At 40.4% G+C, this 24,077-nt stretch carries 22 protein-coding genes and 1 other annotated feature; of the genes, 6 read left to right on the forward strand and 16 right to left on the reverse strand.

Features of this window, described 5'->3' with window-relative positions; genetic code table 11:
• The first annotated feature begins 48 nt into the window (after positions 1-48).
• Positions 49-1,410 (forward strand): DNA repair protein RadA, encoded by a 1,362-nt coding sequence (radA, locus tag EOK74_RS06190; protein WP_133469093.1) that lies wholly within the window; start codon positions 49-51, stop codon positions 1,408-1,410.
• A 68-nt stretch (positions 1,411-1,478) separates the two neighbouring features.
• On the opposite strand, the gene EOK74_RS06195 is transcribed toward radA, so the two are convergent.
• The 3 genes from EOK74_RS06195 to EOK74_RS06205 all read right to left on the reverse strand — a co-directional run bounded on the left by EOK74_RS06195 (position 1,479) and on the right by EOK74_RS06205 (position 6,266).
• The gene (locus EOK74_RS06195; RefSeq protein WP_133469095.1) at positions 1,479-2,330 is read right to left on the reverse strand and encodes a hypothetical protein; all 852 of its coding nucleotides are present in this window, start codon (positions 2,328-2,330) and stop codon (positions 1,479-1,481) included.
• A complete protein-coding gene (locus EOK74_RS06200; RefSeq protein WP_133469097.1) occupies positions 2,330-3,496 on the reverse strand; it encodes a methyl-accepting chemotaxis protein in 1,167 nt (388 codons plus the stop codon). The genes EOK74_RS06195 and EOK74_RS06200 overlap by 1 nt, the downstream gene beginning before the upstream one ends.
• Positions 3,497-3,677: 181 nt before the next feature.
• Positions 3,678-6,266 carry a TonB-dependent receptor gene (locus EOK74_RS06205; protein WP_133469099.1) on the reverse strand — a complete coding sequence of 863 codons (2,589 nt, stop codon included), beginning with the start codon at positions 6,264-6,266 and terminating at the stop codon, positions 3,678-3,680.
• A 395-nt stretch (positions 6,267-6,661) separates the two neighbouring features.
• On the opposite strand from EOK74_RS06205, the gene EOK74_RS06210 reads away from it, so the two are divergent.
• From EOK74_RS06210 to EOK74_RS06225, 4 genes are read left to right on the forward strand one after another with little or no spacing between them, the layout of a single operon-like run.
• Positions 6,662-7,339 (forward strand): histidine phosphatase family protein, encoded by a 678-nt coding sequence (locus EOK74_RS06210; protein WP_133469101.1) that lies wholly within the window; start codon positions 6,662-6,664, stop codon positions 7,337-7,339.
• Positions 7,340-7,351: 12 nt separating this feature from the next.
• Positions 7,352-8,566 (forward strand): acyl-CoA dehydrogenase family protein, encoded by a 1,215-nt coding sequence (locus EOK74_RS06215; RefSeq protein WP_133469103.1) that lies wholly within the window; start codon positions 7,352-7,354, stop codon positions 8,564-8,566.
• 36 nt (positions 8,567-8,602) lie between these two features.
• Positions 8,603-9,637, forward strand: coding sequence for a phosphotransferase (locus EOK74_RS06220; RefSeq protein ID WP_133469105.1), 1,035 nt, complete (start codon positions 8,603-8,605; stop codon positions 9,635-9,637).
• A 16-nt stretch (positions 9,638-9,653) separates the two neighbouring features.
• On the forward strand, positions 9,654-10,628 hold the full coding sequence (locus tag EOK74_RS06225) for an NADPH:quinone oxidoreductase family protein (protein WP_133469107.1): 975 nt from the start codon (positions 9,654-9,656) through the stop codon (positions 10,626-10,628).
• Between the two features lie 126 nt (positions 10,629-10,754).
• Here the strand turns inward: EOK74_RS06225 and EOK74_RS06230 are convergent, their stop codons facing one another.
• A complete protein-coding gene (locus tag EOK74_RS06230; RefSeq protein WP_133469109.1) occupies positions 10,755-11,027 on the reverse strand; it encodes a DUF3718 domain-containing protein in 273 nt (90 codons plus the stop codon).
• A 498-nt stretch (positions 11,028-11,525) separates the two neighbouring features.
• On the reverse strand, positions 11,526-11,786 hold the full coding sequence (locus EOK74_RS06235) for a hypothetical protein (RefSeq protein ID WP_133469111.1): 261 nt from the start codon (positions 11,784-11,786) through the stop codon (positions 11,526-11,528).
• Between the two features lie 421 nt (positions 11,787-12,207).
• On the opposite strand from EOK74_RS06235, the gene EOK74_RS06240 reads away from it, so the two are divergent.
• Positions 12,208-12,447 (forward strand): DUF2061 domain-containing protein, encoded by a 240-nt coding sequence (locus EOK74_RS06240; protein WP_133469113.1) that lies wholly within the window; start codon positions 12,208-12,210, stop codon positions 12,445-12,447.
• A 201-nt stretch (positions 12,448-12,648) separates the two neighbouring features.
• On the opposite strand, the gene EOK74_RS06245 is transcribed toward EOK74_RS06240, so the two are convergent.
• The 11 genes from EOK74_RS06245 to hisG form a co-directional block, all read right to left on the reverse strand.
• Complete coding sequence (locus EOK74_RS06245; protein ID WP_166638724.1) at positions 12,649-14,337, reverse strand: DUF262 domain-containing protein; 1,689 nt, start codon at positions 14,335-14,337, stop codon at positions 12,649-12,651.
• Between the two features lie 144 nt (positions 14,338-14,481).
• Positions 14,482-15,042, reverse strand: a complete 561-nt coding sequence (locus tag EOK74_RS06250) for a pYEATS domain-containing protein (protein ID WP_166638725.1) — start codon at positions 15,040-15,042, stop codon at positions 14,482-14,484.
• A 563-nt stretch (positions 15,043-15,605) separates the two neighbouring features.
• Positions 15,606-16,226 carry a bifunctional phosphoribosyl-AMP cyclohydrolase/phosphoribosyl-ATP diphosphatase HisIE gene (gene hisIE, locus EOK74_RS06255; RefSeq protein WP_133469119.1) on the reverse strand — a complete coding sequence of 207 codons (621 nt, stop codon included), beginning with the start codon at positions 16,224-16,226 and terminating at the stop codon, positions 15,606-15,608.
• A gap of 1 nt (position 16,227) precedes the next feature.
• Positions 16,228-17,001 carry an imidazole glycerol phosphate synthase subunit HisF gene (hisF, locus tag EOK74_RS06260; RefSeq protein ID WP_133469121.1) on the reverse strand — a complete coding sequence of 258 codons (774 nt, stop codon included), beginning with the start codon at positions 16,999-17,001 and terminating at the stop codon, positions 16,228-16,230.
• Positions 17,002-17,009: 8 nt separating this feature from the next.
• Positions 17,010-18,008 (reverse strand): branched-chain amino acid aminotransferase, encoded by a 999-nt coding sequence (locus tag EOK74_RS06265; protein WP_133469123.1) that lies wholly within the window; start codon positions 18,006-18,008, stop codon positions 17,010-17,012.
• Between the two features lie 68 nt (positions 18,009-18,076).
• Positions 18,077-18,817 (reverse strand): 1-(5-phosphoribosyl)-5-[(5-phosphoribosylamino)methylideneamino]imidazole-4-carboxamide isomerase, encoded by a 741-nt coding sequence (gene hisA, locus EOK74_RS06270; RefSeq protein WP_133469125.1) that lies wholly within the window; start codon positions 18,815-18,817, stop codon positions 18,077-18,079.
• 33 nt (positions 18,818-18,850) lie between these two features.
• Entirely contained in the window at positions 18,851-19,459 is a 609-nt protein-coding gene (gene hisH / locus EOK74_RS06275; RefSeq protein ID WP_133469127.1) for an imidazole glycerol phosphate synthase subunit HisH, read from the reverse strand.
• Entirely contained in the window at positions 19,459-20,529 is a 1,071-nt protein-coding gene (gene hisB, locus EOK74_RS06280) for a bifunctional histidinol-phosphatase/imidazoleglycerol-phosphate dehydratase HisB (RefSeq protein WP_133469129.1), read from the reverse strand. Before hisB ends, hisH begins: the two co-directional genes overlap by 1 nt.
• Positions 20,526-21,623: a histidinol-phosphate transaminase gene (gene hisC / locus EOK74_RS06285; RefSeq protein ID WP_133469131.1), complete on the reverse strand. Its 1,098-nt coding sequence runs from the start codon at positions 21,621-21,623 to the stop codon at positions 20,526-20,528. The genes hisB and hisC overlap by 4 nt, the downstream gene beginning before the upstream one ends.
• Positions 21,620-22,918 carry a histidinol dehydrogenase gene (gene hisD, locus EOK74_RS06290; RefSeq protein WP_133469133.1) on the reverse strand — a complete coding sequence of 433 codons (1,299 nt, stop codon included), beginning with the start codon at positions 22,916-22,918 and terminating at the stop codon, positions 21,620-21,622. Before hisD ends, hisC begins: the two co-directional genes overlap by 4 nt.
• Positions 22,919-22,939: 21 nt before the next feature.
• Positions 22,940-23,839: an ATP phosphoribosyltransferase gene (gene hisG, locus EOK74_RS06295; protein ID WP_133469135.1), complete on the reverse strand. Its 900-nt coding sequence runs from the start codon at positions 23,837-23,839 to the stop codon at positions 22,940-22,942.
• A 97-nt stretch (positions 23,840-23,936) separates the two neighbouring features.
• Positions 23,937-24,052 (reverse strand) — a sequence feature (His leader region).
• Positions 24,053-24,077: the final 25 nt, after the last annotated feature.

The raw sequence follows: 24,077 nt of genomic DNA on the forward strand, positions 1-24,077 counted from the left end.
ATTGATAATCATCAAATTTAATATCTTAAATAAAAAGACAAAAATAATATGGCGAAACAAAAAACTGCCTATGTGTGTTCCGATTGTGGAACAGAGTATCCCCGTTGGCAAGGGCAATGTAATGATTGTAAGGCATGGAACACTATCAGCGAGTTTGTAATTGCTAGTAGTGCTAGTTCTAGTCGTAATCTAGGCGGTTATTCGGGCCAAACCCAAGCTGTGGTTGAGACATTAGATAGCATTGATTTACAAGCGTTACCTAGATTTGAGTCTGGATATAAAGAACTAGATAGAGTGCTGGGTGGGGGAATAGTACCAGGCTCTGCCATGTTAATTGGGGGCTCACCAGGGGCAGGTAAAAGTACTATGTTGCTTCAAGTTATGTGTCAAATGGCAAATAATAAGAGTGCGCTGTACGTCACCGGTGAAGAATCTTTACAACAAGTTGCTTTACGGGCGCAGCGCTTAGGTTTAGCTAAAGATAAATTGAAATTACTCGCCGAAACAAACGTTGAGACCATCTGCCAATTAGCTTTGCAGCATAAACCTGAGCTTATGGTTATAGATTCTATTCAAGTTATGCAAGTTGCCGATGTTCAGTCTGCACCGGGCAGTGTATCGCAGGTAAGAGAAAGCGCAGCCTTTTTAACACGCTTTGCTAAGCAGCAGCATATCGCAATGTTTTTGGTAGGGCACGTGACTAAAGAAGGCAGTTTAGCAGGGCCTAAGGTACTAGAGCACTGTATTGACTGTTCAATGATGTTAGAAGGCGAAAGTGATAGTCGCTACCGTACCCTTAGAAGTAACAAAAATAGGTTTGGTGCGGTGAACGAACTGGGTGTTTTTGCTATGACAGAGAAAGGGCTGCGTGAAGTCAGTAATCCCTCCGCTATATTTTTAAGCCGAGAAGAACAGCAGTCTCCTGGTAGTATTGTTATGGTGGTATGGGAAGGCACTCGGCCACTCTTAGTTGAAATACAAGCTTTAGTTGATTATTCGCAAATGGCGAATCCTAAACGAGTTGCTGTTGGCTTAGAGCAAAACCGTTTATCTATGTTGTTAGCAGTATTGCATCGTCACGGCAATGTACAAATGAATGATCAAGATGTGTTCGCTAACGTGGTGGGTGGGGTAAAGGTAGCTGAAACAAGTGCTGATTTAGCGTTATTGTTAGCTATCGTATCCAGCTTTCAAAATAAAACCTTAGATAAAGATTTAATTGCATTTGGTGAAGTAGGATTAGCGGGTGAAATTAGGCCGGTGCCAAATGGTTCAGAACGGATTAGTGAGGCCGCAAAGCATGGCTTTAAACGCGCCATAGTTCCTAAGGCTAATGTGCCTAAACAAGGAGTGGTTGGGATTGAGATTATAGGTGTGTCACGGTTATCAGATGCCCTTGAAGCATTATAAATTGCACTTTTTAATAATGTTCAACACAATTTGAATGTAATGAACATTATTCACTTTTTAGCAGCCAGCTATATGCTTTCTAGATGTAGCTCTACTTGTTTCAGTTCATAATCTAAAAGGCTGTTGATAGCCTCCATTGCACTACTTGCTATGATGAAAAAAGTATCAGATTTAATCTTTACTTTAGTACAGTCTATGAACTCCAATTTTATAGTTGAAGTAAGATTTAAACACTCTTCTGAAGCTTTAAGTAACAACTGAGACTGTTCTTTTGAATGGGCTCCTTTGTTTTTGAATTGTTTAAATACAGTAGAAGAAAGTTCTGTAATCTTTTTTTCTAAATAACCTAATTTCACTTTATCTACTTGGGTACTTGCCCCTGTAGCCGCAATAGCTACTCCCATTGCTCTAGATTGCCCAATATACTCTGCCGTAAAAGGTAGCTCTCTCCATAGCAACGAAATATTAGGTAGTGACTCAAAGGAGCTTTTATTAAAATGTTCGTGTTCTGCTAAGTCTTCGAATAAGTAAAGTAAATTAGCTATCAGATGGGTATGCTGGATGAAACTCTTCTCTAGAGTTAAATTAGCTGCCGAGTTTTCTAACCTTGGCCAGTGATCGGAAAATCCAAGCCAGCGTTCTTGATTGGTTATGAATGGCTCAGAGTTTAGTTCTTCTATTAGTGGTTTTAATTGTGTTTGAATTCCTGTTATGACTTGCTTCGCTTGTTGGTCACCCTTGATATTCGCAGCGTTTTTACCTCGGTGTTTTTGTAACAAAGAGATTAATAATTTTAGCCTTTTCACTTTTGTTAAAATATGCCGATTTTGTTGCAACTCTCGTTTGTTTTTTAAACCATTTAATATTAGTAGTGATACAGCGATAATTGTTAGCCCTGTGAGCATGAACGTAAGATTCACTAACGGTTCTCCTTGGTTGAAGAAGTTACATTTTTGAGATGTTGGGCTAATTCTGTTGTTTGTTCAGCAATTTTTGCATTGGCTTGAGATATCCCAACTACCTCAGATAAGTGCTTTGATATTTCTTTTGTGGCTATATTTTGTTGTTCAGTATTTGTAGATATTACTGTTATCTGGGATTTCACTTGGTCCGACTCTGAGAAGATGTCGGTTAGGTTATGTTTAGCTTCATCGGCTTTTATTACACAAGCTTCGGTAAGGTCAAAAACTTTTGACATACTAGCTTCCACACTGGCACTGCGTTTAGTAACCCCTCCCATACTTCCAATTATATTTGTTGCTGTTTCTTGACTCACACTCGCTAAGGAGCGCACTTCATCGGCAACTACAGCAAAGCCTCTTCCTTGATCTCCAGCTCTTGCAGCTTCAATAGATGCATTTAATGCAAGCAAATTGGTTTGTTCGGCTATCTTCTGAATATCATTAGTTAGTGTTAATACATGTTCACTACTTTCGTTAAGCTCTTTAATTGCAGAGAGTGTTTGAGCTGCTTCTTGCGTGACAATATCTATCTCTGTACCTAAGTCATTTAATTGCATACTGCCATTTTGCGCTAAGTCGCAAGCTTTTGTTGCTGAACATTCAACGGTTGATATTTTTTCCACTACATCTTGCAATGAATTACTCATTTGCGTAACTGCTGCTGCGCTTAAATTTGTAGAGTCTGATTGTTTAGTGACGTTATCTGATACAGCTAAAGCAGACGCGGTCACTTGTTGTGATGAATAGCGAATTTCAGCTACTTGTTCTGTAAGTTCCGCTATGCGCCTATCTGCTTCTCGAACTAAAGTATGGAACTGACTATCTATATCATTGAAAAAAATGGTGTTACAGCTAAGTTCGCGGTAATCATGTTCGGCCTTTGCTGCTTCAGATAACTGTAAGTGAAAACTACGTAAATCATTCGCAATACAGATAAAAGAGGCACTTACGAGCCAGATAATGAGAGCACCAACAAACCAATTAACTAGGTAATGGTTATAATACTCATCTTGGATCAGGTACAGAACTGAAAATACCACGATAACCCAGATACTTATCAGGCTGACTTTTACGCTCATTAGCTTAAACGTTAAGGTAAGTGGATAAGCTAACAAGTTTTTCATTATATTCCTATCTAGCCAATCAATAGCTAAAATTGAGAAGCTTCTTTTTAATTTCCTAAGTCTCAAAACTTTACTGCTAAATTCCGGTAAATAAAATTCTTTTTTAATAGGAGGTATAAATTTTTACTCTAAAAAAAACCGGCAATTTTCATTGCCGGCTCTCAATATAGCTTTAACTCGCTTAGAAGCGTTTCTTAACTGTTACTCCGAATGTTGCAGGTTCAGACATATAAGCATTCAATTTTCCTTCTTGTAAAGGGGCATTAAAATTAGTTCGATTGATATATTCTTCGTCTAGTACATTGCGTCCCCAGGCTATTAAATCCATATCGTATTCTTCAAAGTTCATGAAAAACCTAAAGTTGACGACATTGTAAGCGTCTTGCACCGCGTAAGGGTCATTACTGCCGTCAAGTACAATGTCGCTAGTATGGCTAAAGTCACCTTGTACATACGCATATATTCCATCGGAGATCTCAAAGTCTTTCTTCACGCTAACTACTGCGTAATGCTTAGGCTCACCACCTGGTCTGTCACCTGAGCGATCACAGAATTGATCATCTTCATTTTGACGACCAGGGTCGTCTATACCTGTATGCCAAGTGTAAGCCACCCAACAGTTTCCACCTTCGAATGTTTTATATTCGGCATCAACAAAAGCGTAAGCAAGGTTAACTTCTAAATCTTCAATCGGTAGCCATGTTGCTTCTACTTCAAATCCAGATATCTCGTAATCACCAGCATTTTGTAAGTTAAAGCCGTTCCCTGTAAAGGTATTCGCTTGGAAGTCTTCCACTGTAGTGTAATGAGCTGCAGCATTAACTCTTAGGTTGTTTTCTGGAAAATCTTTTTTGATGCCAATTTCTAGTGACTCTGATGTTTCAGCATCAAATAGTGGATCAAATCCATCGGCTATGCGGTCGGTGTTGGTTCCACCAGATTTATAACCAGTACCGTATGAGCCATACACTAAGGTGCCACGACTAGGCTGCCAACTCAGTTTTAGTGAGCCGGTGATTTGGTCGTCTTCGATGGTTTCAATAATATCCGAGCGACTTGCGGTGGTTGCGCCAAGAGACTGAAATCCCCAACCTGCAGTTTGGAAGGGTAAAAGAGCAGCTAGATCTTCAGCACTAGGTGCTTGTCCACCTGCTAAGGCTGCACCAATATTACCTGCGGCAACACCAGCAGCGCCTGCTCCTATAATTAACTCAGTGGTGCTGTTAAAAAACTCAGGTGACTGACTACCATCAGCAAGGTTTTCACTAAAAATGGTGGCTAAGTCTTTTGTTTCGTCTGTGTAACGTAACCCGGCGGTTAAGGTCAATGTGTCGCTTAACTCATAGTCAAATTGTCCAAATACAGCATAACTCTCATGTTTTTGTTTTGCTTGGTGGTCGAACCCCGTTCCGGCTGGTGCTGCATCTGCCACAGGTGCTACGGCGCCACCAGTGGCTGCACTTATGGCGTTAATACCAGCAAATAAATCGTCTAATGCGCCCCCTAACGAAGACATATAAAACTCATTGAAGAAGGTGTCTGTATATAAGCTGTAATCTAAGTCTAAATCTTGAGTAAAGTAGTAGGCGCCTAAAATATAGTTTAGGTTATCACCCGTATAGTCGATGCGTATTTCTTGAGAGAACGAGCTCTGTTTGGAGTCATTGTAAGTTCCGAACAAATTAGCATCGGTGAAGTCTGTGTCGATATTATCGAAAGACTCAAAATTTCGGTAAGCAGAGATTGAAACGAGTGTGTAGTTTTCATCTAGCTCCCAATCAACTTCTGCAGATAACCCTTTATCTGTCATGGTTGACTCAGGTAAAAAAGAAACGGCCACTTCTCTATCGTAGAAGGCATCACCACCGGCAAACACTGTACCACCTAATAATGGTAAAGCTAGGTCAGAGCCAATCTCACCATCTGGATTGATGGCGGCATTGCTTAATTGAACCGGTGCCCCACAGCAAATTTCATCGATATCAGCATAGTCAGCAATAATACGTACAGATACATCATCGTTCGGTGTATACAAGGCTTGAACGCGCGCGCCCCAACGGTTTCTATCGTTCAATAAATTTTTGCCCGTTTCTGAGCCATTTCCCACACTGTCTATGGTACCGTCTCGTTGACTACCAAATGCGGTGACACGAAAAGCCAATACATCTTCTATGGCTGAAATCGAAGTGGCCCCAGATAAATTCAATAGACCATAATTACCGACAGTAGCTTCAACAAAACTATCTCCACCATCATGACTAGGTGCTACTGTTGATACTAATATAGCTCCAGAAGGGGTGTTTTTACCAAAAAGGGTACCTTGTGGGCCACGCAATACTTCAACTGCCGCCACGTCTACTAGGTTATTGATCATAGAGTTCTGACGAGCGCGATACACTCCATCGACATATAAGCCGACCGAAGACTCAAGGCCAAAGTTTTGAGACGAGGTGCCGACTCCGCGAATTGAAAAGCTTGAGTTGGTAGCACTTTGGCTTTGAAATGCCCCTAGACCAGGAACATTAGTTTGTAGGTCATACATGTCTTTTATGACGGCTTCAGCCATTTCATCACCCGTAAATGCTGTGACTGATACGGGAACTTCTTGCAGGTTTTGAGTACGCTTTTGTGCCGTAACTGTGATGGTTTCTAAGGCTGTTTCAGGCTCTGCTTCTTGAGCGATAGTTGAAGCGTGATTTAGTGTGAAGGTCAATCCGATTAAAGCAGCTAAGGCTTTAGGTTTAAAATTCTTAGGTAGCTGTTGTTTCATAGTGGCTCTCTTATTAGCTAGTAATACAAGTCTAGTTTTCACTTTCTACTTGAGATTTTTTTGATACTTGAATCAATTTCAGCGTCACTGCTCTTTCGGATTCACTCATCAGACCTGTACCTTATCAAGCTTACCAATAACAAGTAAATAATAAGTTTAATAAATGTTAATAATATTATTTTAACTTAACCTATAAGTTACATTTATTGGTGTTAGAAAATGTCTATAAAATTTAGGCCAACCCCAGTAAAAATAAATGGTTGCCTGTAAAAGCAACCATTCCCTAGTTTTTACTATAATCTAAATAAATGATTTTTGATTAAAATAATAAATTCAACTAATAATGATATTGCGAATAGTATCAAGTGAAGTAGATACATTTAGTTGGAAATCATGTGGCTGAGTTTTACATAGTTCGTCATGGACAGGCGTCTTTCGGAGCGGAAAATTACGATAAATTGAGTGACTTAGGCCATCAACAAGCTAAATGGCTAGGGGACTATTTTAGACGTAAAAATATAAATTTTGACCGTGTTTTTAGAGGCGATATGGTCCGCCATAAAGAAACTATGGAGGGGATCCTTACATACGCAAACAATAATCCAACCGAGAATATTGACCTTGGGTTTAATGAGTTTGACTTTCAGAACATAGTCGATGCTTACTTATCACTTCACCCCGAGCAAACTTTAGCTGCTGATTCAGAGCCTGCACTGTTTTACCGCCTTCTTAAGCAATCAATGCTGTCGTGGTCACTAAATAAACTACCAACAGAATCTCTAAATGAGACATGGGGAGACTTTAAAACTAGGGTTAATAAAGCGTTAGATGCAGTGTGTGATACCCAGTCTAAACTTCCCATTTTAATCGTTAGCTCCGGAGGAGTTATTTCGATGCTATTAAGTCTAGTGTTGGAGTTAAAAACTCATTATGTGATGGAGTTGAACATGCAAGTACGCAACACCAGTTTTACCCATTTTTACTTCAATAAAAACGGCATACGGCTGTCTAGTTTTAACAATATCCCACATCTGGAAAATTTGCATAAACCAGACGTCATCACCTTTAGTTAAAAGGAAAATTTTATGAATTTTGAATACTCAGATAAGTCTCAAGAGTTAATTAAACGTTTAGAAGACTTTATGGATGAACATGTTTATCCCATAGAACAGGAATACACTGACGCAGTGCATAATAGCGAAGACCGCTGGACTACGCCGGCAGTAATGGAGGAGCTAAAACGAAAAGCTAAATGTGCCGGTTTGTGGAATTTGTTTTTACCTAAAGATTATCTACCTTATGGTGCGGGGTTGAGTAACCTTGAATATGCTCCCCTGTGCGAAATCATGGGGCGCTCATTGTGGAGTGCGGAAATCTTTAATTGCAGTGCGCCAGACACCGGAAATATGGAAGTATTAGCACGTTATGGCTCAGAGGAAGACAAGCAAAAATGGTTAATACCTTTACTTGAAGGTGAAATTCGTTCTGCTTTTGCAATGACAGAGCCAGCGGTTGCCTCATCTGATGCGACTAATATCGAAACCTCTATTCAAAGAGATGGTGATGAATACGTGATTAATGGCCGTAAGTGGTATACCAGTGGCGCCATGAATACGAACTGTAAAATTATGGTGGTGATGGGTAAAACTGATCCAAGTGCGCCAAAACATCAGCAACAATCTCAAGTTCTAGTGCCTTTGGACACGCCTGGGGTTACTGTGGTTAGGCCTTTGGCTGCTATGGGGCATTATGATGAACCTATTGGCCATGCAGAGGTATTGTTTGAAAACGTAAGAGTGCCTGCTGCAAACTTACTCGTTGGTGAGGGCGAAGGGTTCGCGATTGCACAAGGACGTTTGGGACCTGGGCGAATTCATCATTGTATGAGACTTATAGGGTGTGCGCAGCGAGCCTTAGATATGGCGTGTGAACGAGTTGAAAGTAGAATTGCATTTGGTAAACCTTTAAGTAAACAGCAGTCCATCAGAGAGCGAATTGCACAAATGCACTGTGATATTGAGCAAGCGAGGCTGCTGACATTAAAAGCTGCCGACAATATGGATAAACACGGGAATAAAGTGAGCAAGAACATTATTGCAGCTATAAAAATTGTTGCTCCAACTATGGCATGTAAGGTCATTGACCAAGCTATTCAAATGTTTGGTGCAGGTGGAACCAGCCAAGATTATGTGTTGTCTGCGACTTATGCGTATGCGCGAACTATCAAGCTTGCCGATGGTCCAGACGAAGTTCACATGATGCAATTAGGGCGTAACTTGATTGCAGAAAAAAATGCTTAGGCCCGAAATGTTAATGAGTAATTTAAGGACCTTATGATGAGCAATATTACCGCTGTAGATAAACTAGATGAGCTAAAACTCACTGAATATTTAACCCAGAATATTGATGATTTTAGTGGTCCATTGAAAGCCACTAAGTTTGCTGGAGGGCAGTCTAATCCTACGTTTAAATTAGAAACGCCTAAAACCACTTATGTGCTTAGACGTCAACCTCCAGGCAAACTGCTTAAGTCTGCCCATGCCGTAGACCGTGAATATCGAGTGCTAGATGCGTTAGTAGACTCTAATGTTCCTGTCGCTAAGGTCTATCACTTGTGCGAAGACACGTCCTTAATTGGCAGTATGTTTTATGTGATGGAATACGTGGAAGGCAGGGTGTTTTGGAATAGTGCGCTTCCTGAAATTTCAGACAAGCTTACCCGTACGCAAATGTATCAAAACATGGCTGAGGTTATGGCTTCGCTACATAGCGTTGATATAGAAAAAGCAGGCCTACATGATTACGGCAAGCCAGGAAATTATTTTGAACGCCAGTTTAGCCGCTGGAGTAAACAGTATCAGTTATCTATAACTCAAGATACTCCAGAGATGGATAAGCTTATTAGTTGGCTTGAGAAAAACCTACCCGCTGACGATGGCAAAGTGTCTTTGGTGCATGGCGATTATCGTATGGATAACTTGATGTTTCATCCGAGTGAGCCAAAAGTTATTGCTGTTTTAGATTGGGAATTGTCAACTCTAGGGCACCCTTATGCTGACCTTGCTTATCAATGTATGCAGCTACGTTTGCCTGATAATGTGGGTAAGGCCACAGGGCTTGGTGGTATTGACCGAGCGAAACTAGGTATACCTGATGAGGCTGATTATGTTGCTAGCTACTGTGATTTGATGGGTATCGATAAAATCGAAAATTGGAATTTTTATTTGGCATTTAGCTTTTTTAGGTTAGCTGCGATTGCGCAGGGTGTAGCGAAGAGAGCTGAAGATGGCAATGCTTCAAACAAAGAAGCACAAGCAGTGGGAGGCATGGTAAAGCCTCTTGCCCAATACGCCTTGCAATTAACCCAGTAATAATTAGGAAAACGTAATGAAAGCGATAGTTTGTAATGAATTTGCTTCTGTAGAAGCACTAAAGTATCAAGAAGTCCCCGATCCTAAAGCCAAAGAAGGGCAAGTGGTAGTCGACATTAAAGCGGTGGGCGTGAATTTTCCTGATGGGCTATTAGTTCAAGGGTTATACCAAATGAAACCGGCTTTCCCATTTATACCCGGTAGTGAAGTGGCCGGTGTTATTAGTGAAGTCGGTGAAGGGGTGAGCCATTTAAAAGTAGGGATGCGTGTTATCGCCCTGTGTATGCTCGGAGGCTATGCTGAAAAAGTAGCTTGCCCAGCAACCCATGTATTACCCATACCTGATGAAATTCCAGATGAAGAAGCAGCAGCTTTAGTGACAGCCCATGCTACTGCCCATCATGGATTAAAACAAAGAGCGCAAATCAAACCAGGCGAAACGTTATTGGTCACTGGAGCAGCTGGTGGCACTGGATTAGCTGCGGTGCAAATTGGTAAAGAAATGGGAGCAAAGGTGATTGCTGTTTGTTCTACCCAAGAAAAGCTAGATATCGCTAAAGCAAATGGCGCTGATATTCTGATTAATTACACAAATACTGACCTGAAAACGGCTATTAAAGACGTCACAAATGGTAAAGGTGTTGATGTGGTTTATGAGTGTGTAGGCGGAGATACGTTTCATGCTTGTTCACGAAGTATGGCTTGGAACGGTCGCTTGTTGGTGGTGGGCTTTGCTGGAGGGACCATACCAGAACTTCCAGTAAATTTATCTTTAGTAAAAGGGTACTCGGTGGTTGGAGTATTTTGGGGCTCATTTACCCAGCATCAACCACAAGACTTTGCTGCAAATATGCAAGAGCTGTTAACTTGGTATGTGCAAGGAAAAGTAAAGGTAGTGGTGGATCAAGTGGTACCACTTAAAGATGCTAAAGACGGTTTAAACAAAGTTATGAACCGAGAAGTAAAAGGTAAAGTTTCACTCAAGCCGTAAATTACCAAATTTGAGATGAAAAAAAGGCCTCAAAAGAGGCCTTTCCACGGTAATTACTTGATTCAAAGTAATATACCCACCATGTTGAACTGCTAGTTCATGGTAGAACGAACTTAGTTCAAATAGTTAAAATCGGTCGTATAAAGCCGCACTATTTAATATTGTAGATCGAGATAAGTTGTTGCCATCATTACAAGAAATATTAGCGTAATGCTCTTTTAGTTTTGATTTAAAATCTGGCTTTACATGTTTCAGTTTTTTACCTAGCTCACCTTTGTTATCAGCTTTGACTATGGTGCAATTGTTTTCAAATGTTTCGCCAATATTAGCTTGAGCATAACCGCTACTTAATGCAGTAATACAGGCAATAGTGAGAGACATTCTAACTGTTTTCAACATGGCTAGCTCCTAGGATTTTTTCTTTCAAATTTAATTTGAAACGCTTTATCTTTTCGATGCATCGATTAAAGCTCAAACCACAAGATTTAAAAATCTATATGAAAATACATAGGTATGGTGAAATATATCATCTCTATGAAAACGCTATTTTGTCCTATTTTAAGAATGGCTGTCTTTGTTGTGTTCTTTATCTATAACGATTTGATTAAAATAATTATTTTTAATTTGTTACAGTGGGTGTCTCTGTAAGTATTTCGCAAACTAAAACTCCCCCAACAAATCAAGGCTGAAAGGTGGGGGATGATAAGCAGCAAAAGCTCAAAGTTAGCTATTGATGCTATATCACTTGTAGAGCCATAGCTATAATTGCAAATGGGTTTTCCACTTTACGTTCATTGATAATTAATTGCATAGTAGATCCCTTTCATTGTTATGCTAACACTTTGTCCTAGCCGCATTTTTTTGCGGCGAATTTAAGCAACTTGTTACAAGCAATTATTAACTGACGCTGCCTTTGGTTTTATTTATATCTACTAGAGTTTTCTCCAAGTAAGTAAAAGTAAGCATTATCGCAAATTGTAAACAAGCGAAAATAACAACAGAGAATGGTGAACTTGATAGCATGCTTTCTGTTATTTTTTCTGAACTGTTAGCCAAATAAATATCCACAAATACTAGAAAAAGGAATAGTCCTGAAACATAAAGAACAACCTTGATTTTTGCACTTCGCAGCTTTTTGATTACTTCATCATCACTCATTTAAAACTCCTTTTTAATTTTTGCTCGTAACAGTATATTGGCCAGATCGCACGTTTAAGCCTCTGTAGGAGTAAACGGAATAATGATCCTGGCACTTAATTTATTTCATCTTTTCACATAGTCATTGGTTTTCAAAGGGTAATTTTTATTAGCTTTCCATCTAGATACCACGACTCTGGATAAATACAGGATATGAAACTTAGCCTCACCACTTTTAACTCTATTAAAAACAATGCCTTAAGCTAAACCGTTTTTACTTTGAATAAAAAAGTGTCAATGACACATTTTATCTTCGCAATGTACTCTGATTTATACCATTAAATTATCTGATGATGTTGTTCTTAAAAATCAATTATCTTTTATGTTTCTTTTTGATAATAATTCTCATTATCAAATTAAAACTGTTATTGAGTAACACATTATGAAAAAGACAATTACCTTTGCTTGTTTACACTTTACCGTAGCGTTTACGGTCACTTATTTATTAACTGGCAGTGCAGTTATCGGTGGTGCAGTGGCCCTTGTTGAGCCAGCTGTTAATACAGTTGTATTCTACTTTCACGAACGTGTATGGAAAAAGTTTGAAAGCCAAGAAACCAATAAAGTTAATGACAATTCTGAGCAGGGTTTCTCATCAAATGATATGACATTGGCATCTTAACTTGCCAAGGTTAAGGTTAGAGGGGGAGGTGGGCTTTTAGGTTTTTAATAACCTAGAATGTCTTTGTTTGGCATTTCACCGCTGAAAGGGGGTGCATTCCTCTAAAAGGTTGGAAGTTAATAAATAGTGGAATACGCCCCCTTTATTCCTAGTAAAAAGTTTACTCTGACCCTAGTTACTCCCTCCCGAATAGTTTTAACTTTATAAATATGGTAGGTGCCATATAGCTTTGGCTTGTTTTGCTAAATATTTTTGCCTGGCATTTAGATTATCTTGATTCCACTTTTGAAAACCAAAACGCTTAGTTAACTCATATCTACTGGCTTTATAAACTTCTGATTTTGTATCAAAATCTTTGTTACCAATAATTCGGTTTTTATCTGGTTCTAGTAATGTAAAGTTACCTAACCTGTAAATGAAACTTTCTTCAATGTCTTTAGGAAAATCATTACTCCATTCTTCTGATGGGTTTTCAGGTAAAACATGTTCTAAAGAGCCATTATCAAACTCAAAATCTATTACATGATCGGATAAGTGGTTTTCGATGCTATAAATAATATAACGAGCTAACTTAGCAGACCGTTTAGTTCTGATAGATTTAGAATAAAAGTTACGTTCAAAGTCTTCATCGTTGCCATATAACGATTGTAAAATATTAAATATATCTCTTGCAGTTTTTACTGTGCCTGCATTGATTGCTTTACAAGCATCATTATATTTTGATTCAAGAGCATTAGGGTTTAAGCCCGAGATAACCATATATCTAAAAGATATGACTGAACAAATTCTTAATGTACCTATCCAATCATCATGATCTAAATATAAATATGCATTTATCAATAAGGGGTAACACTGAGTTACATTAAATAAATTCAACTCCCTGATATGTTTTTTTACTTTTTCATCACCTTCCCACAATTGATGATTAGCATCACTTAACGCGGCATAAACTTCGGAAACCTCACTCATACTATTTAATAGTTCAAATGCAGTTTTAGGGGTATTTATATATCTTTTTACTGTTTTAAATAACTCTTTTTCTTGAATTAATCCATTTTGCATCATCCAATAATGACGTAGGAATTTTGGAAATCCTGAATATGAGACGTGATTAATAGTCACATTCCAAATATTTTTAACATGACTTTTATCTGATTCATCTACAATCGAAAATAAGTAATTTTTAAGTAGGTCGGTGACAGATAAATCTAACCCCCTATCATTTAAAGTTTCAAAAATGAGATAAGCACTTAAGTCATCTGTGGCTGTAATTTGAATAAATAATAAGCTGTCTGAAATGTACTCAACAAAAGAGATTAATGATGAAACATCTTCATTTTTAAATACTTCTTCTTTAATCAGCTCTTTATAATAATTAAAACACTCAAAAAGTAATTTATTGCTTTTAATTGCAGATTTGATGTTTATAGGCTTTCTAAAGTTAGTCAAGTATGTTGAGAAGAATGGATTATTACTTTCATTTAACTCTATTTTATTTTCATAATTTAATGAAGACAGTGATTTTTTACCAATAAAATCAGTAATTAATAAATCTATTCTTTTTTCATTATTTTCGACATCAATTTCTCGTTTTACGAGACCTTTTAATGTATCAACAACAGCCAAAACTAAGATAGTAAGTGTTGTTAAACGTTGTTGCCCATCAATAATGTCGTATTGCTTTTTATGTCTAGAAACTAATACGACTGACCCCATATAGTGCTTAGACTCATTTTGTCTGTTTGCATCTATATCTAACCAAAGGTCATGCCACTGGGTTTTATTCCACGAATAATCTCTTTGATATAAAGGGACTTTGAATTTATTGTCACCTTTGATTATTCCACCAAAAGTATCAGTCTCTGCATTTAAAAAATTTTCTGCTGACAATACCAACTCTCCTTGTAAAAACTAACGCCGCCATCAGTGGCGGACTAGCTGTTTATTGTTTTGTGCATCAATGGCGTGGCCATGCAAAATAAGAGCGACGGCTAGGCTGTGAAAGCCTCGCAGTGGCTAAGCTGCATAGCCTTGTTATGTTTTGTTGAAATATTCATCTGGATTTAAAGTGATATATCTTTGCAACAAAATCGGCTCATGCCTGTCATTCAAATGAACTTTTGCTTGTAAAACATATGCACCGTTTGCAAGCTCCTTTAAAAGGAAATTGTTTTGTCTTTGCGATCTACTTTGTATAGGTTCTGGATAGCTCTCGTGTAAAAAGTATTCTACGTATTTAACATTATCCAGCGCACCCTTATAATATGAGTCAAGTTTGACTCGAATATCATAGTGCGGTAATCCTTCTAATCCAGTTCTTTCCTGAAATTCTGCCTGCTTATGCTCTCTTAGAAAAGCAGCATGATTAAGGTAAACATAATCTGCTGGGAGTTTCTGTGATGTATTTAGCTCAGTTTTCTGCACCTCCCCTGATTCAAAGGCGACTTTAGAAGGCTCAACGGAAAGCTCAACGAATTCATTTACTTTGAAAGAAAATCCGCTCCCCGATTTCTTTGCAAAAGTTAGAAGATTCCACGCAAAAATTAGTGCTGACACGATGATTAAAAACTCAAATAGCTTAAATATATGTTCCATTATGATCCTGATGGTCATCGTTAATAGTTCTAAGAAAAATAAATATAACAGTATATTAGCCAAGCCACACGATTGAGCCGTTCTAGGAATAAACGGAATAATGATTCTGGCATTTAGTTTATTTCATCTTTTCATATAGTTATTGGTTTTCAAAGGGGAATTTTTATTGGCTTGCCATGTAGATGCCACGACTCTGGTTAAATACAGAGTGTTGTATTTGCGGCTTTCAAAATAACTTGATTAAAAACAATGACCTAAGTTAGGTGATGTCTATTATTTAATAATTTCCAATTAAAAACAGCAAAATATTTATCGCTAGGTGAGCTGACGGGCTGAAGCCCGACCTACCAGTTTTATATGCTTTTTTCTGTGATTAAAGGGAATGTTCGGTATGTGTAGCAGATGATGGTTGAGCAGTGCGAATGTTATGTAAGCGTAGCGCATAGGTAATTCAAGGGAGTTAACTAAGAAGGCGCAGTACTTATCTAAACCTCAACAATCAAAAACAAAAAAACGAAGCCTAAGCTTCGTTTTTTTAACAGTTTTAATGAAACTAGTAAGTTTTACTTACTGTGCCTTTGTTTTAATACGCCAACCACATCAGACAGATTCAAGTCACTGGCTTGAAGCAATACAAGTAGGTGATATAGCAAGTCGGCGGATTCGTTTTTAAGTTCTTCTAGGTCTTTTACTGTGGCGGCTAGGGCGGTTTCTACGCCTTCTTCACCAACTTTTTGAGCAATGCGTTTTATGCCTTTGCTGTAAAGATGGGCTGTGTAGCTAGAGTCGGCATCGGCACCTTTACGTGAGGCAATGACTTGCTCTAAGTCTGCGATAAAGCTTATGTCAGCAGATTGGCTGTCGAACCAGCAGGTTTCTGTACCTGTGTGGCACGTGGGGCCAATTGGGTTGACTAGCGCTAGGATAGAGTCATTGTCACAGTCGCAGGTGATTTCCACTAAGTTAAGGCTGTTGCCTGATTCTTCACCTTTGGTCCATAAACGTTGTTTAGAGCGGCTAAAGAAGGTGACTAGCCCAGTATCAAGGGTTTTATCTAGGGCGTCTTGGTTCATGTATCCTTGCATCAATACTTTACCACTTACGGCGTTTTGTACGACACATGGGATAAGGTTGTCCATTTTATCCCAGGCTAATTTTTCGACATTTTGCTTTGTAATTATCATCTTAATCTCTTATGGCGATATCTTGCTCGCGCAAGTAGGCCTTTAATTCTGGAATAGGAATTATACCTTTGTGAAATACCGAGGCGGCGAGTGCGCCATCAACATCAGCTTGTTGAAAAACATCGGTAAAGTGCACTTTTTCGCCGGCTCCGCCAGAGGCGATTAAAGGCACGGTACAGTTAGCGCGAATAGCTTTTAATTGGGCAATATCATAGCCTTTGCGAACGCCGTCTTGGTTCATGCAATTAAGTACTATTTCACCGGCACCGCGTTTTTGAACTTCTTTTACCCAGTCGGCTGTTTCCCAAGCGGTAACTTGAGTACGGCTTTCGTCACCTGTGTATTGGTGAACTTGGTATTTCCCGGTTTCTGCATTAAAAAAGCTATCTATGCCTACTACTACGCATTGTTGGCCGTAGGTGTCGTGCAGGCGAGTAATAAGCTCAGGATCAGCCAGAGCAGGGGAGTTGACCGATATTTTATCGGCACCCATTTCAAGTATTTTGCCTGCATCTGCAACGGTTTTTATGCCGCCGGCCACACAAAATGGAATATCGATAACTTGGGCTATGCGCGTAACCCAACTTTTATCCACTACGCGTTGGTCGCTTGATGCGGTGATATCATAAAAAACTAACTCATCGGCACCTTGTTCAGCGTACTGTTGAGCAAGTGGCACTATGTCGCCAATGATTTCGTGATTACGAAATTTAACTCCTTTGACTACCTTGCCGTCTTTTACATCTAGGCAAGGGATAATACGTCTAGCTAACATAACAGGCCTTATTTAACTCGGGTTAACCAATTGTGGGTGTCTGGCGCTTTACCCCATTGGATATCATTTAGCGCTTGGCGTAACTTTTGGGTGATTGGCCCGTGTTCACCGCTACCTACTGTGTGCTCTTTATCATTGTGAATAAGGGTGCCAACAGAAGTTAGTACTGCAGCTGTACCCGACAAGGCCGCTTCTACACCAGGTTTTGCAGCCCGTTGTAACAGCTCATCAACCGACAACTGGGTTTCGGTAACTTTCATCCCAAGGTCGGCGGCTAAGGTTAGAATAGAGCTACGAGTTACGCCGTGTAGAAAGCTTGAGTCGAGTGCTTTGGTTATGATTTCGTTGCCATCTATGAGTAAGAAGTTAGCTGCGCCTGTTTCTTGTACATCGCCGTTAGGGCAAAACAAAATTTGGTCTGCTTGTACCTCTTCTTTAGCGGCAATAATGGGCCCTAGTGCGCTGGCATAGTTACCACCACTTTTTATCATGCCCATGTGCGGCGCACAGCGCATGCCGGTTTCGTCTAGTAATACTCTTAGTGGCTTAGCGCCCCCTGCAAAGTAGTCACCTACTGGTGAAATCAGCACATACAACATAGAGTTAATACTCGGTGCTGCTGCTTTACCAATAGCGGCTTCGGTACCAATATGGGTTGGGCGAATATACATTGAGCCTGGAGGCTCAGGGATTTCGCTACTGTACTGACTCACTATGTCTAAAATCATTTGTGACACTTGAGACTGGTCAATATCAGGTAAAGAAAGCAAGCGGCTGCTTTGATCAAAGCGGTCAATGTTTTGATCCATGCGGAAAATATGCACACTGCCGTCAGCATGTTTAAAGGCTTTTAAGCCTTCAAAACAGGTACTTGAATAATGTAATACGTGAGCGCCGGGGTGCAATTGAATGCTATTGGAGTCAACAATTTCAGGTGTGCTCCACTGGTTATTTTCAAAGGTAGCGAGAGCCATTTTAGGCATAAACACTGTACCAAAAGCCGCCATGATAATTTCCTAATTCGTTATATAATTTTGTTATTCGCTTGTTTGTCTATTGTAAAGCAATCTTAGGGTTAACTTGTAGTATTCCAGCAAGATATTGCTTGCTCGACTGTAAACTTACCTTCTAGTAAGGCTCGCCCTAAAATTACGCCACTTACTTTAGTGGGCTTGAGTATGGCAATGTCATCAAGCTTGCCTATACCACCAGACGCTTGCCAACCTACAGTTGGGAAACGCTCGGTCATTTCTGTGTATAGCTGGTGGTTAGCGCCTTGTAAGGTGCCATCTCGGCTGATGTCGGTACACAGCACATGTTTGGCACCCACTGATAAAAAGTCTTCGAGTAGGGCTTCTATTGATACCCCTGAGTTTTCTTGCCAGCCGTGAGTAGCAATAAACTTGTTACCTGACTCATCAATATTAATATCTAAAGCGAGTACTATGGCATCGGCACCATATTTAGTGATCCAACCTTTTACGAGTTCAGGCTCTTTAACTGCCAACGAACCAATTACTACGCGCTTTACGCCTATCTCTAGGAGTTGGGCTACGTCTTGCTCGCTACGAATACCGCCACCTGCTTGAAACTGCATACGGCCTGTGGCCACCATTTTTGCAATTAAATCTAATTGGCGTTTACTGGTATCTTTTGCACCTGTTAAATCAACAATATGCAACCATTCAGCCCCTTGATCTGCGTAGCTATTTACTACATCAATAGGGTCTAATTTGTATTCTGTTTTTTGCTCGTAATCGCCTTGGTATAAACGTACGACTGAACCTTCAATTAAATCTATGGCTGGGATGATCATATTTTATTTACTAACCTTTCTCATTCGCTGGGTTTATAACTCAATGAAGTTTTTTAATAGCTGTGACCCTACATCGCTAGAGCGTTCTGGGTGAAACTGCACACCAAAAAAGTTGTCTTTGTGTAGGGCGGCTGAAAAGTCCATGCCGTATTGGCAGCTTGCCATAGTAAAATCTGAGATACCGACAGCAAAACTATGTACAAAGTAAAAGTAGCTGTTGGCATCTATGCCTTTAAATAGGGGCGCGTCTGCTACAGGGGTAACGGTATTCCAGCCCATGTGAGGCAGGCGTAAATCACCCACTTGCATGCGTTTTACTTGGCCTGGTATTAAACCTAGGCACTCGGTGCTCTCGGTTAAGCTTTCTTCTGATGCTTCAACCATTAACTGCATACCTAAACAAATGCCAAGTACTGGCTGGGTTAACTTTTGTACACAGCTAACCAATTGCTTTTGTTTTATGCTGGCCATAGCCGCGTTGGCACTGCCTACGCCGGGTAAAAATACCTTGTCGGCTGTTTGAATCACTTGAGTGTCATCACTCACAGTCACGTTTACACCTAAACGTTCGACTGCAAATTTCACCGAAGATATATTGGCGCACCCTGTATTCACTATTACTATTTGCTGTGCTTTCGTCATTACAAAGCACCTTTACTGCTTGGTAATGCTTCACCTTGCTTATGGATTGCTTGGCGTAATGCCCGGCCAAATACTTTAAACAAGCTTTCTACCTGATGGTGCGCATTGCCCTCTGTGGTAGACAAGTGCAGCGACAGTCCCATGGCTTGTGCTATCGAATAGAAAAAGTGAGGCACCATTTCAGTTGCCATTTCGCCTACTTGGTCACGGCTAAATTCTGCTTCAAATTTTAGGTGAGGGCGGTTAGAAATATCTAAAATACATTCTGCGCGGCATTCATCCATAGGTAAGGCAAAACCAAAACGGCCAATACCACGTTTGTCGCCTAGGGCTTTTTTCATGGCTTCACCAAGGGCAAGGGCGGTGTCTTCTACACTGTGGTGGTCATCTATGTGTAAATCACCATCTGTGGTGAGTGTTAGCTCAAAGCCACCGTGGGTGGCTATTTGATCTAGCATGTGATCAAAAAATCCTAACCCTGTTTCTATGGTTGATTTTGCCGTTGAGTCTAAATCAACAGTAACGTTTATATTGGTTTCTGAGGTTTTACGGACCACAGTGGCCACTCGGCTTGATGCAAGTAGTTGCTTTTCTATGGCCAGCCAGTTGTTATCATGTGGGTGATATTTAATACCGACTATGCCCATGTTTTCTGCAAGCTGCATATCTGTGTCGCGGTCGCCAATCACAAAAGAGCGAGTAAAGTCGACTTTACCTTGCTGTAAGTAGTCTTTTACTAAACCCAGTTTTGGCTTGCGACAGGTGCAGTTGTCTTCGTCAAAGTGAGGGCAAATGAGTACGTCGTCAAACACCACGCCTTGGCTACTAAAAAAGTCCATCATTTTATTGTGGGGTAAATCAAAGTCAGCCTGAGGAAAACTATCTGTACCTAGTCCATCTTGGTTAGATACCATGACAAGACGAAACCCATTTTGTTGCAACTTAAGTAAGACGGGTAATACTTGTGGCTCGAAAACCAGTTTTTCTAATGTATCAAGTTGTTTGTCGATAGCGGGCTCTTCAACTAGGGTGCCGTCTCGGTCGATAAAAAGAATAGGCTGCTGGCTCATGCTAATGGTTCCTGCTGTGCAAAAAAGTCTGTCAGTAATGACAAAAGCTTTTCATTTTGTTGTTGATTGCCAAGGGTAATGCGAAGGCAATTATCTAAATTAATTTGTTTTGACTGATCGCGTATCAAGACTGAGTTGGCGACCAAAAAGTCCATTATTGCTTGTTTTAATGGGTGACGAAATAAAATGAAATTCGCTTTATCATCGCCCACAAGTGTTACTTCTGGAAACTTGGTTAATTGCTGTTTCAAGTGTTCTTTTTGGCCGTGCAAATAGTCTACTTGCTCGGCCATTAACGCTAGCCCCTTTGGGCTTAAGGCTTGTGCGGCAATTTGCGCTACAGGCTCTGGCATAGGATAAGGAGCAATTACCTTCATTATGCTTTGAATTACATCTTGATTTGCCAAGGTAAACCCACAGCGAATCCCTGCTAAAGCAAAGGCTTTAGACAGTGTCCGCAGTACCACTAGGTTAGGATATTGCGCCAGTTCTTTTGTCCAAGTATTGGCGGCATCAAACTCAATATAGGCTTCGTCTACCACAACCAGCGCTGAGTCAGCAAAGTGCTCTAGAACTTCAGTTAACTGTGCTTTATCTACCGATGTGCCAGTTGGATTATTAGGCGAGCAAATAAATACCAGGTTAACCTTGTTTTTGAAGGTTTTTATGGTGTCGATATCTAATGAAAAATCTTCATTTAATACCGCTTTACTCACCCCTACATTGCAGGTTTCGGCACTGATGGCATACATACCATAAGTAGGTGGGCAGATTAAGATGCTGTCTTTGCCTGGTGTGCAAAACGTACGAATCAGTAATTCAATCCCTTCATCTGCGCCGCGAGTGACTACTATTTGGTCTTTCTCAACGCCTGCATATTCTGCGTAAGGCAAAATAACACTTGGTGGCTGACAGTCTGGATAACGATTAAAGTGAGCTGGATCGACGTCGTAATCGTTGGCAAAAGGTGACTCGTTGGCATTTAGCCAGATTTCGCTGTCGCTGTCACCGCCCGCAAAAATGCGGCGTGCTGACTCATAGGGCTTTAAAGCCTTAAGGTTTTCGCATACTAGTTTGTTGACTAACTCACTCATTCTGTCACCTCAGTGTTTAATCTAAGGGCTACGGCTTGTCTGTGGGCGTCTAAACCTTCGGCATCTGCAAGGTCCATAATGGCGTTGCCAATATTTTGAAGCCCTTGGTAACTCAGTTCTTGCACTGTAAATCTGCGCATAAAATCTGCTAGGCCTAAGCTAGAGTAATTGCGAGCATAGCCATAGGTGGGCAATACGTGATTGGTGCCACTGGCGTAATCTCCCGCTGACTCTGGCGACCACTTGCCTACAAATATTGAGCCGGCATTGGTAAGTTTACCTAAGCTGTCACGGGCATTTTCTATTTGTACAATTAAGTGCTCGGGTGCATAGCGGTTACTTACTTCAAAGGCTTGCTCTAGGCTGCCTGTTAAAATGTAACGGCTGTGCTTGACGGCTTTTTCGGCAATTTCTTTACGGCTTAGGGTATCAAGCTGTAAGTCTACCTGCTGTTTTACTGCTTTGATTAAGGTTTCGCTATCAGACACTAATACTGCTTGTGAATCAGCGCCGTGCTCTGCCTGAGACAGTAAATCAGATGCCACAAAAACTGGGTTGGCGTCTTTATCTGCAATCACTAGCACTTCAGATGGGCCAGCTGGCATATCGATAGCAGGGCCTGCTGGAATGCGGCTTACTTGTTGTTTAGCTTCGGTGACAAAGCTATTACCTGGCCCAAATATTTTATCGACTTTAGCAATAGACTCAGTACCTAATGCCATAGCAGCAATGGCTTGTGCGCCGCCTACTAGGTAGATTTCGTCAATGCCACAAAGACTGGCTGCGTAGCGAATTTCTACTGCGATTTCACCATCTTTATTGGGTGGCGTACACAATACTTTGCGAGGGCAGCCCGCTACTTGTGCTGTTGCCCCAAGCATTAGCACAGTTGATGGTAGTGGCGCAGTGCCCCCTGGAATGTATAAGCCTACCGATGCCAGTGGTGCATGTTTAAGCTCGCATACCACTCCTGGGGTAGTTTCTACTTCTATGTCTTCTGGATACTGAGCTTCATGAAACGCGTAAATATTGGCGTACGCTTGGTCTATGGCCCATTTAACTTCTGGCTTTAATGCGCTAGCAAAGGTGTCTTGTTCGTCTTGAGCAAGGCGTAATGATTCAAGCTTAGCCCCGTCAAAGCGTTCGGTTAGTTGCTTTAAGGCATGATCGCCATGGTCTGCAACTTGTTGAATAATATCTGCAACCGCCTCACTTAAAGAGCGGTTATCAGACAAGGCTGGTCGACTTAGTAATTTAGCTTGTTGCTCAGAATTTAAATTGGCCCATATTTCCATGATTAATACTCGCTTAGTATCTTAAGACATCATTTTTTCGATTGGCATAACAAGGATAGAACTACATCCTAGTGCTTTTAGTTTTTCCATGGTTTCCCAGAATAAGGTTTCTGGACTTACTACATGAATCGCCACTGCGTCATCGTTACCGGCTAGCGGCAATACAGTTGGGGTTTCAGAGCCTGGTAATAAGCTTTTAACTTGCTCTAAATAAGCTTTAGGGGCATGCAGCATGATGTATTTGCTTTCTTTCGCCTGAGTGACACCATCCATACGGGGTAGCATTTTATTAATTAACGCTTGTTTTGCTTCTGGCATGTCGCCAGCACGTTGAATGAACACAGCTTTTGATACGAATATTTCGTCAGCTTCTTGTAAACCGTTAGCTTCTAACGTGGCGCCAGTAGACACTAAGTCACAAATTGCATCAGCAACACCAGCACGAGGGGCAACTTCAACAGAACCAGTTAACATTACGGTACTGGCGTTGATGTTTTTCGCTTTGAAAAAACGCTCTAGTAGGTAAGGGTAAGTTGTAGCAACTTTTTTACCTTCTAATGATTCTATGCCTTGATAATCCATCTCGTTAGGCACTGCGATAGATAAACGGCAACCACCGTAGTCAAGTCGTCTTAGCTCTTTATATTCAGCTTTTTTGCCAGAGGCTTGGCGCTCTAGCATTTTTTCTTCTAGTTCATTTTGTCCGATAAAGCCTAGGTCAACTACGCCATCCATCACTAGCCCAGGAATGTCGTCGTCTCTCACTAATAGAAGGTCAATAGGTTGATTAGTCGAGTGAGCTATTAATAACCGGTCGCGAATTTGTAATTTAATGCCAATAGCTTTTAACAGTGAAATACTGTCATCACTTAAACGGCCTTTTTTCTGTATTGCAATACGAAGTCTGTTGTTATCAGTCATCTTTTATTCCGATTAAATATCAATAGTTAATTGTCAAATTGATGTGGCTCAACTCTGGCTAATGTGTACCTATTTCAGTACAAAAACCTTTAAAAATGAAAAACCCCCGAAAGTCGCCTTCCGGGGGTTTAGAAAAATTCTGCGCCGCTAGAAGGATTCAATACACCTTCCAGCCCAAACCTGAAAGGTTAAGCTTTATGATGGTGATGAATAGCTTGCAGTACGTTTTTCAAAATTT

Source organism: Paraglaciecola marina (genome assembly GCF_004360155.1).
Lineage (GTDB): Bacteria > Pseudomonadota > Gammaproteobacteria > Enterobacterales > Alteromonadaceae > Paraglaciecola > Paraglaciecola marina.

Bases quoted from the DNA above. Each gene is read 5' to 3' on its own strand.
- EOK74_RS06230 (WP_133469109.1), bottom strand. From the start codon at position 11,027: ATGTTGAAAACAGTTAGAATGTCTCTCACTATTGCCTGTATTACTGCA.
- EOK74_RS06240 (WP_133469113.1), top strand. From the start codon at position 12,208: ATGAAAAAGACAATTACCTTTGCTTGTTTACACTTTACCGTAGCGTTT.
- hisA (WP_133469125.1), bottom strand. From the start codon at position 18,817: ATGATCATCCCAGCCATAGATTTAATTGAAGGTTCAGTCGTACGTTTA.
- EOK74_RS06235 (WP_133469111.1), bottom strand. From the start codon at position 11,786: ATGAGTGATGATGAAGTAATCAAAAAGCTGCGAAGTGCAAAAATCAAG.
- EOK74_RS06250 (WP_166638725.1), bottom strand. From the start codon at position 15,042: ATGGAACATATATTTAAGCTATTTGAGTTTTTAATCATCGTGTCAGCA.
- EOK74_RS06215 (WP_133469103.1), top strand. From the start codon at position 7,352: ATGAATTTTGAATACTCAGATAAGTCTCAAGAGTTAATTAAACGTTTA.
- radA (WP_133469093.1), top strand. From the start codon at position 49: ATGGCGAAACAAAAAACTGCCTATGTGTGTTCCGATTGTGGAACAGAG.
- hisIE (WP_133469119.1), bottom strand. From the start codon at position 16,226: ATGATAATTACAAAGCAAAATGTCGAAAAATTAGCCTGGGATAAAATG.
- hisC (WP_133469131.1), bottom strand. From the start codon at position 21,623: ATGAGTGAGTTAGTCAACAAACTAGTATGCGAAAACCTTAAGGCTTTA.
- EOK74_RS06200 (WP_133469097.1), bottom strand. From the start codon at position 3,496: ATGAAAAACTTGTTAGCTTATCCACTTACCTTAACGTTTAAGCTAATG.
- EOK74_RS06220 (WP_133469105.1), top strand. From the start codon at position 8,603: ATGAGCAATATTACCGCTGTAGATAAACTAGATGAGCTAAAACTCACT.
- hisD (WP_133469133.1), bottom strand. From the start codon at position 22,918: ATGGAAATATGGGCCAATTTAAATTCTGAGCAACAAGCTAAATTACTA.
- EOK74_RS06225 (WP_133469107.1), top strand. From the start codon at position 9,654: ATGAAAGCGATAGTTTGTAATGAATTTGCTTCTGTAGAAGCACTAAAG.
- hisG (WP_133469135.1), bottom strand. From the start codon at position 23,839: ATGACTGATAACAACAGACTTCGTATTGCAATACAGAAAAAAGGCCGT.
- hisF (WP_133469121.1), bottom strand. From the start codon at position 17,001: ATGTTAGCTAGACGTATTATCCCTTGCCTAGATGTAAAAGACGGCAAG.
- EOK74_RS06205 (WP_133469099.1), bottom strand. From the start codon at position 6,266: ATGAAACAACAGCTACCTAAGAATTTTAAACCTAAAGCCTTAGCTGCT.
- EOK74_RS06265 (WP_133469123.1), bottom strand. From the start codon at position 18,008: ATGGCGGCTTTTGGTACAGTGTTTATGCCTAAAATGGCTCTCGCTACC.
- hisH (WP_133469127.1), bottom strand. From the start codon at position 19,459: ATGACGAAAGCACAGCAAATAGTAATAGTGAATACAGGGTGCGCCAAT.
- hisB (WP_133469129.1), bottom strand. From the start codon at position 20,529: ATGAGCCAGCAGCCTATTCTTTTTATCGACCGAGACGGCACCCTAGTT.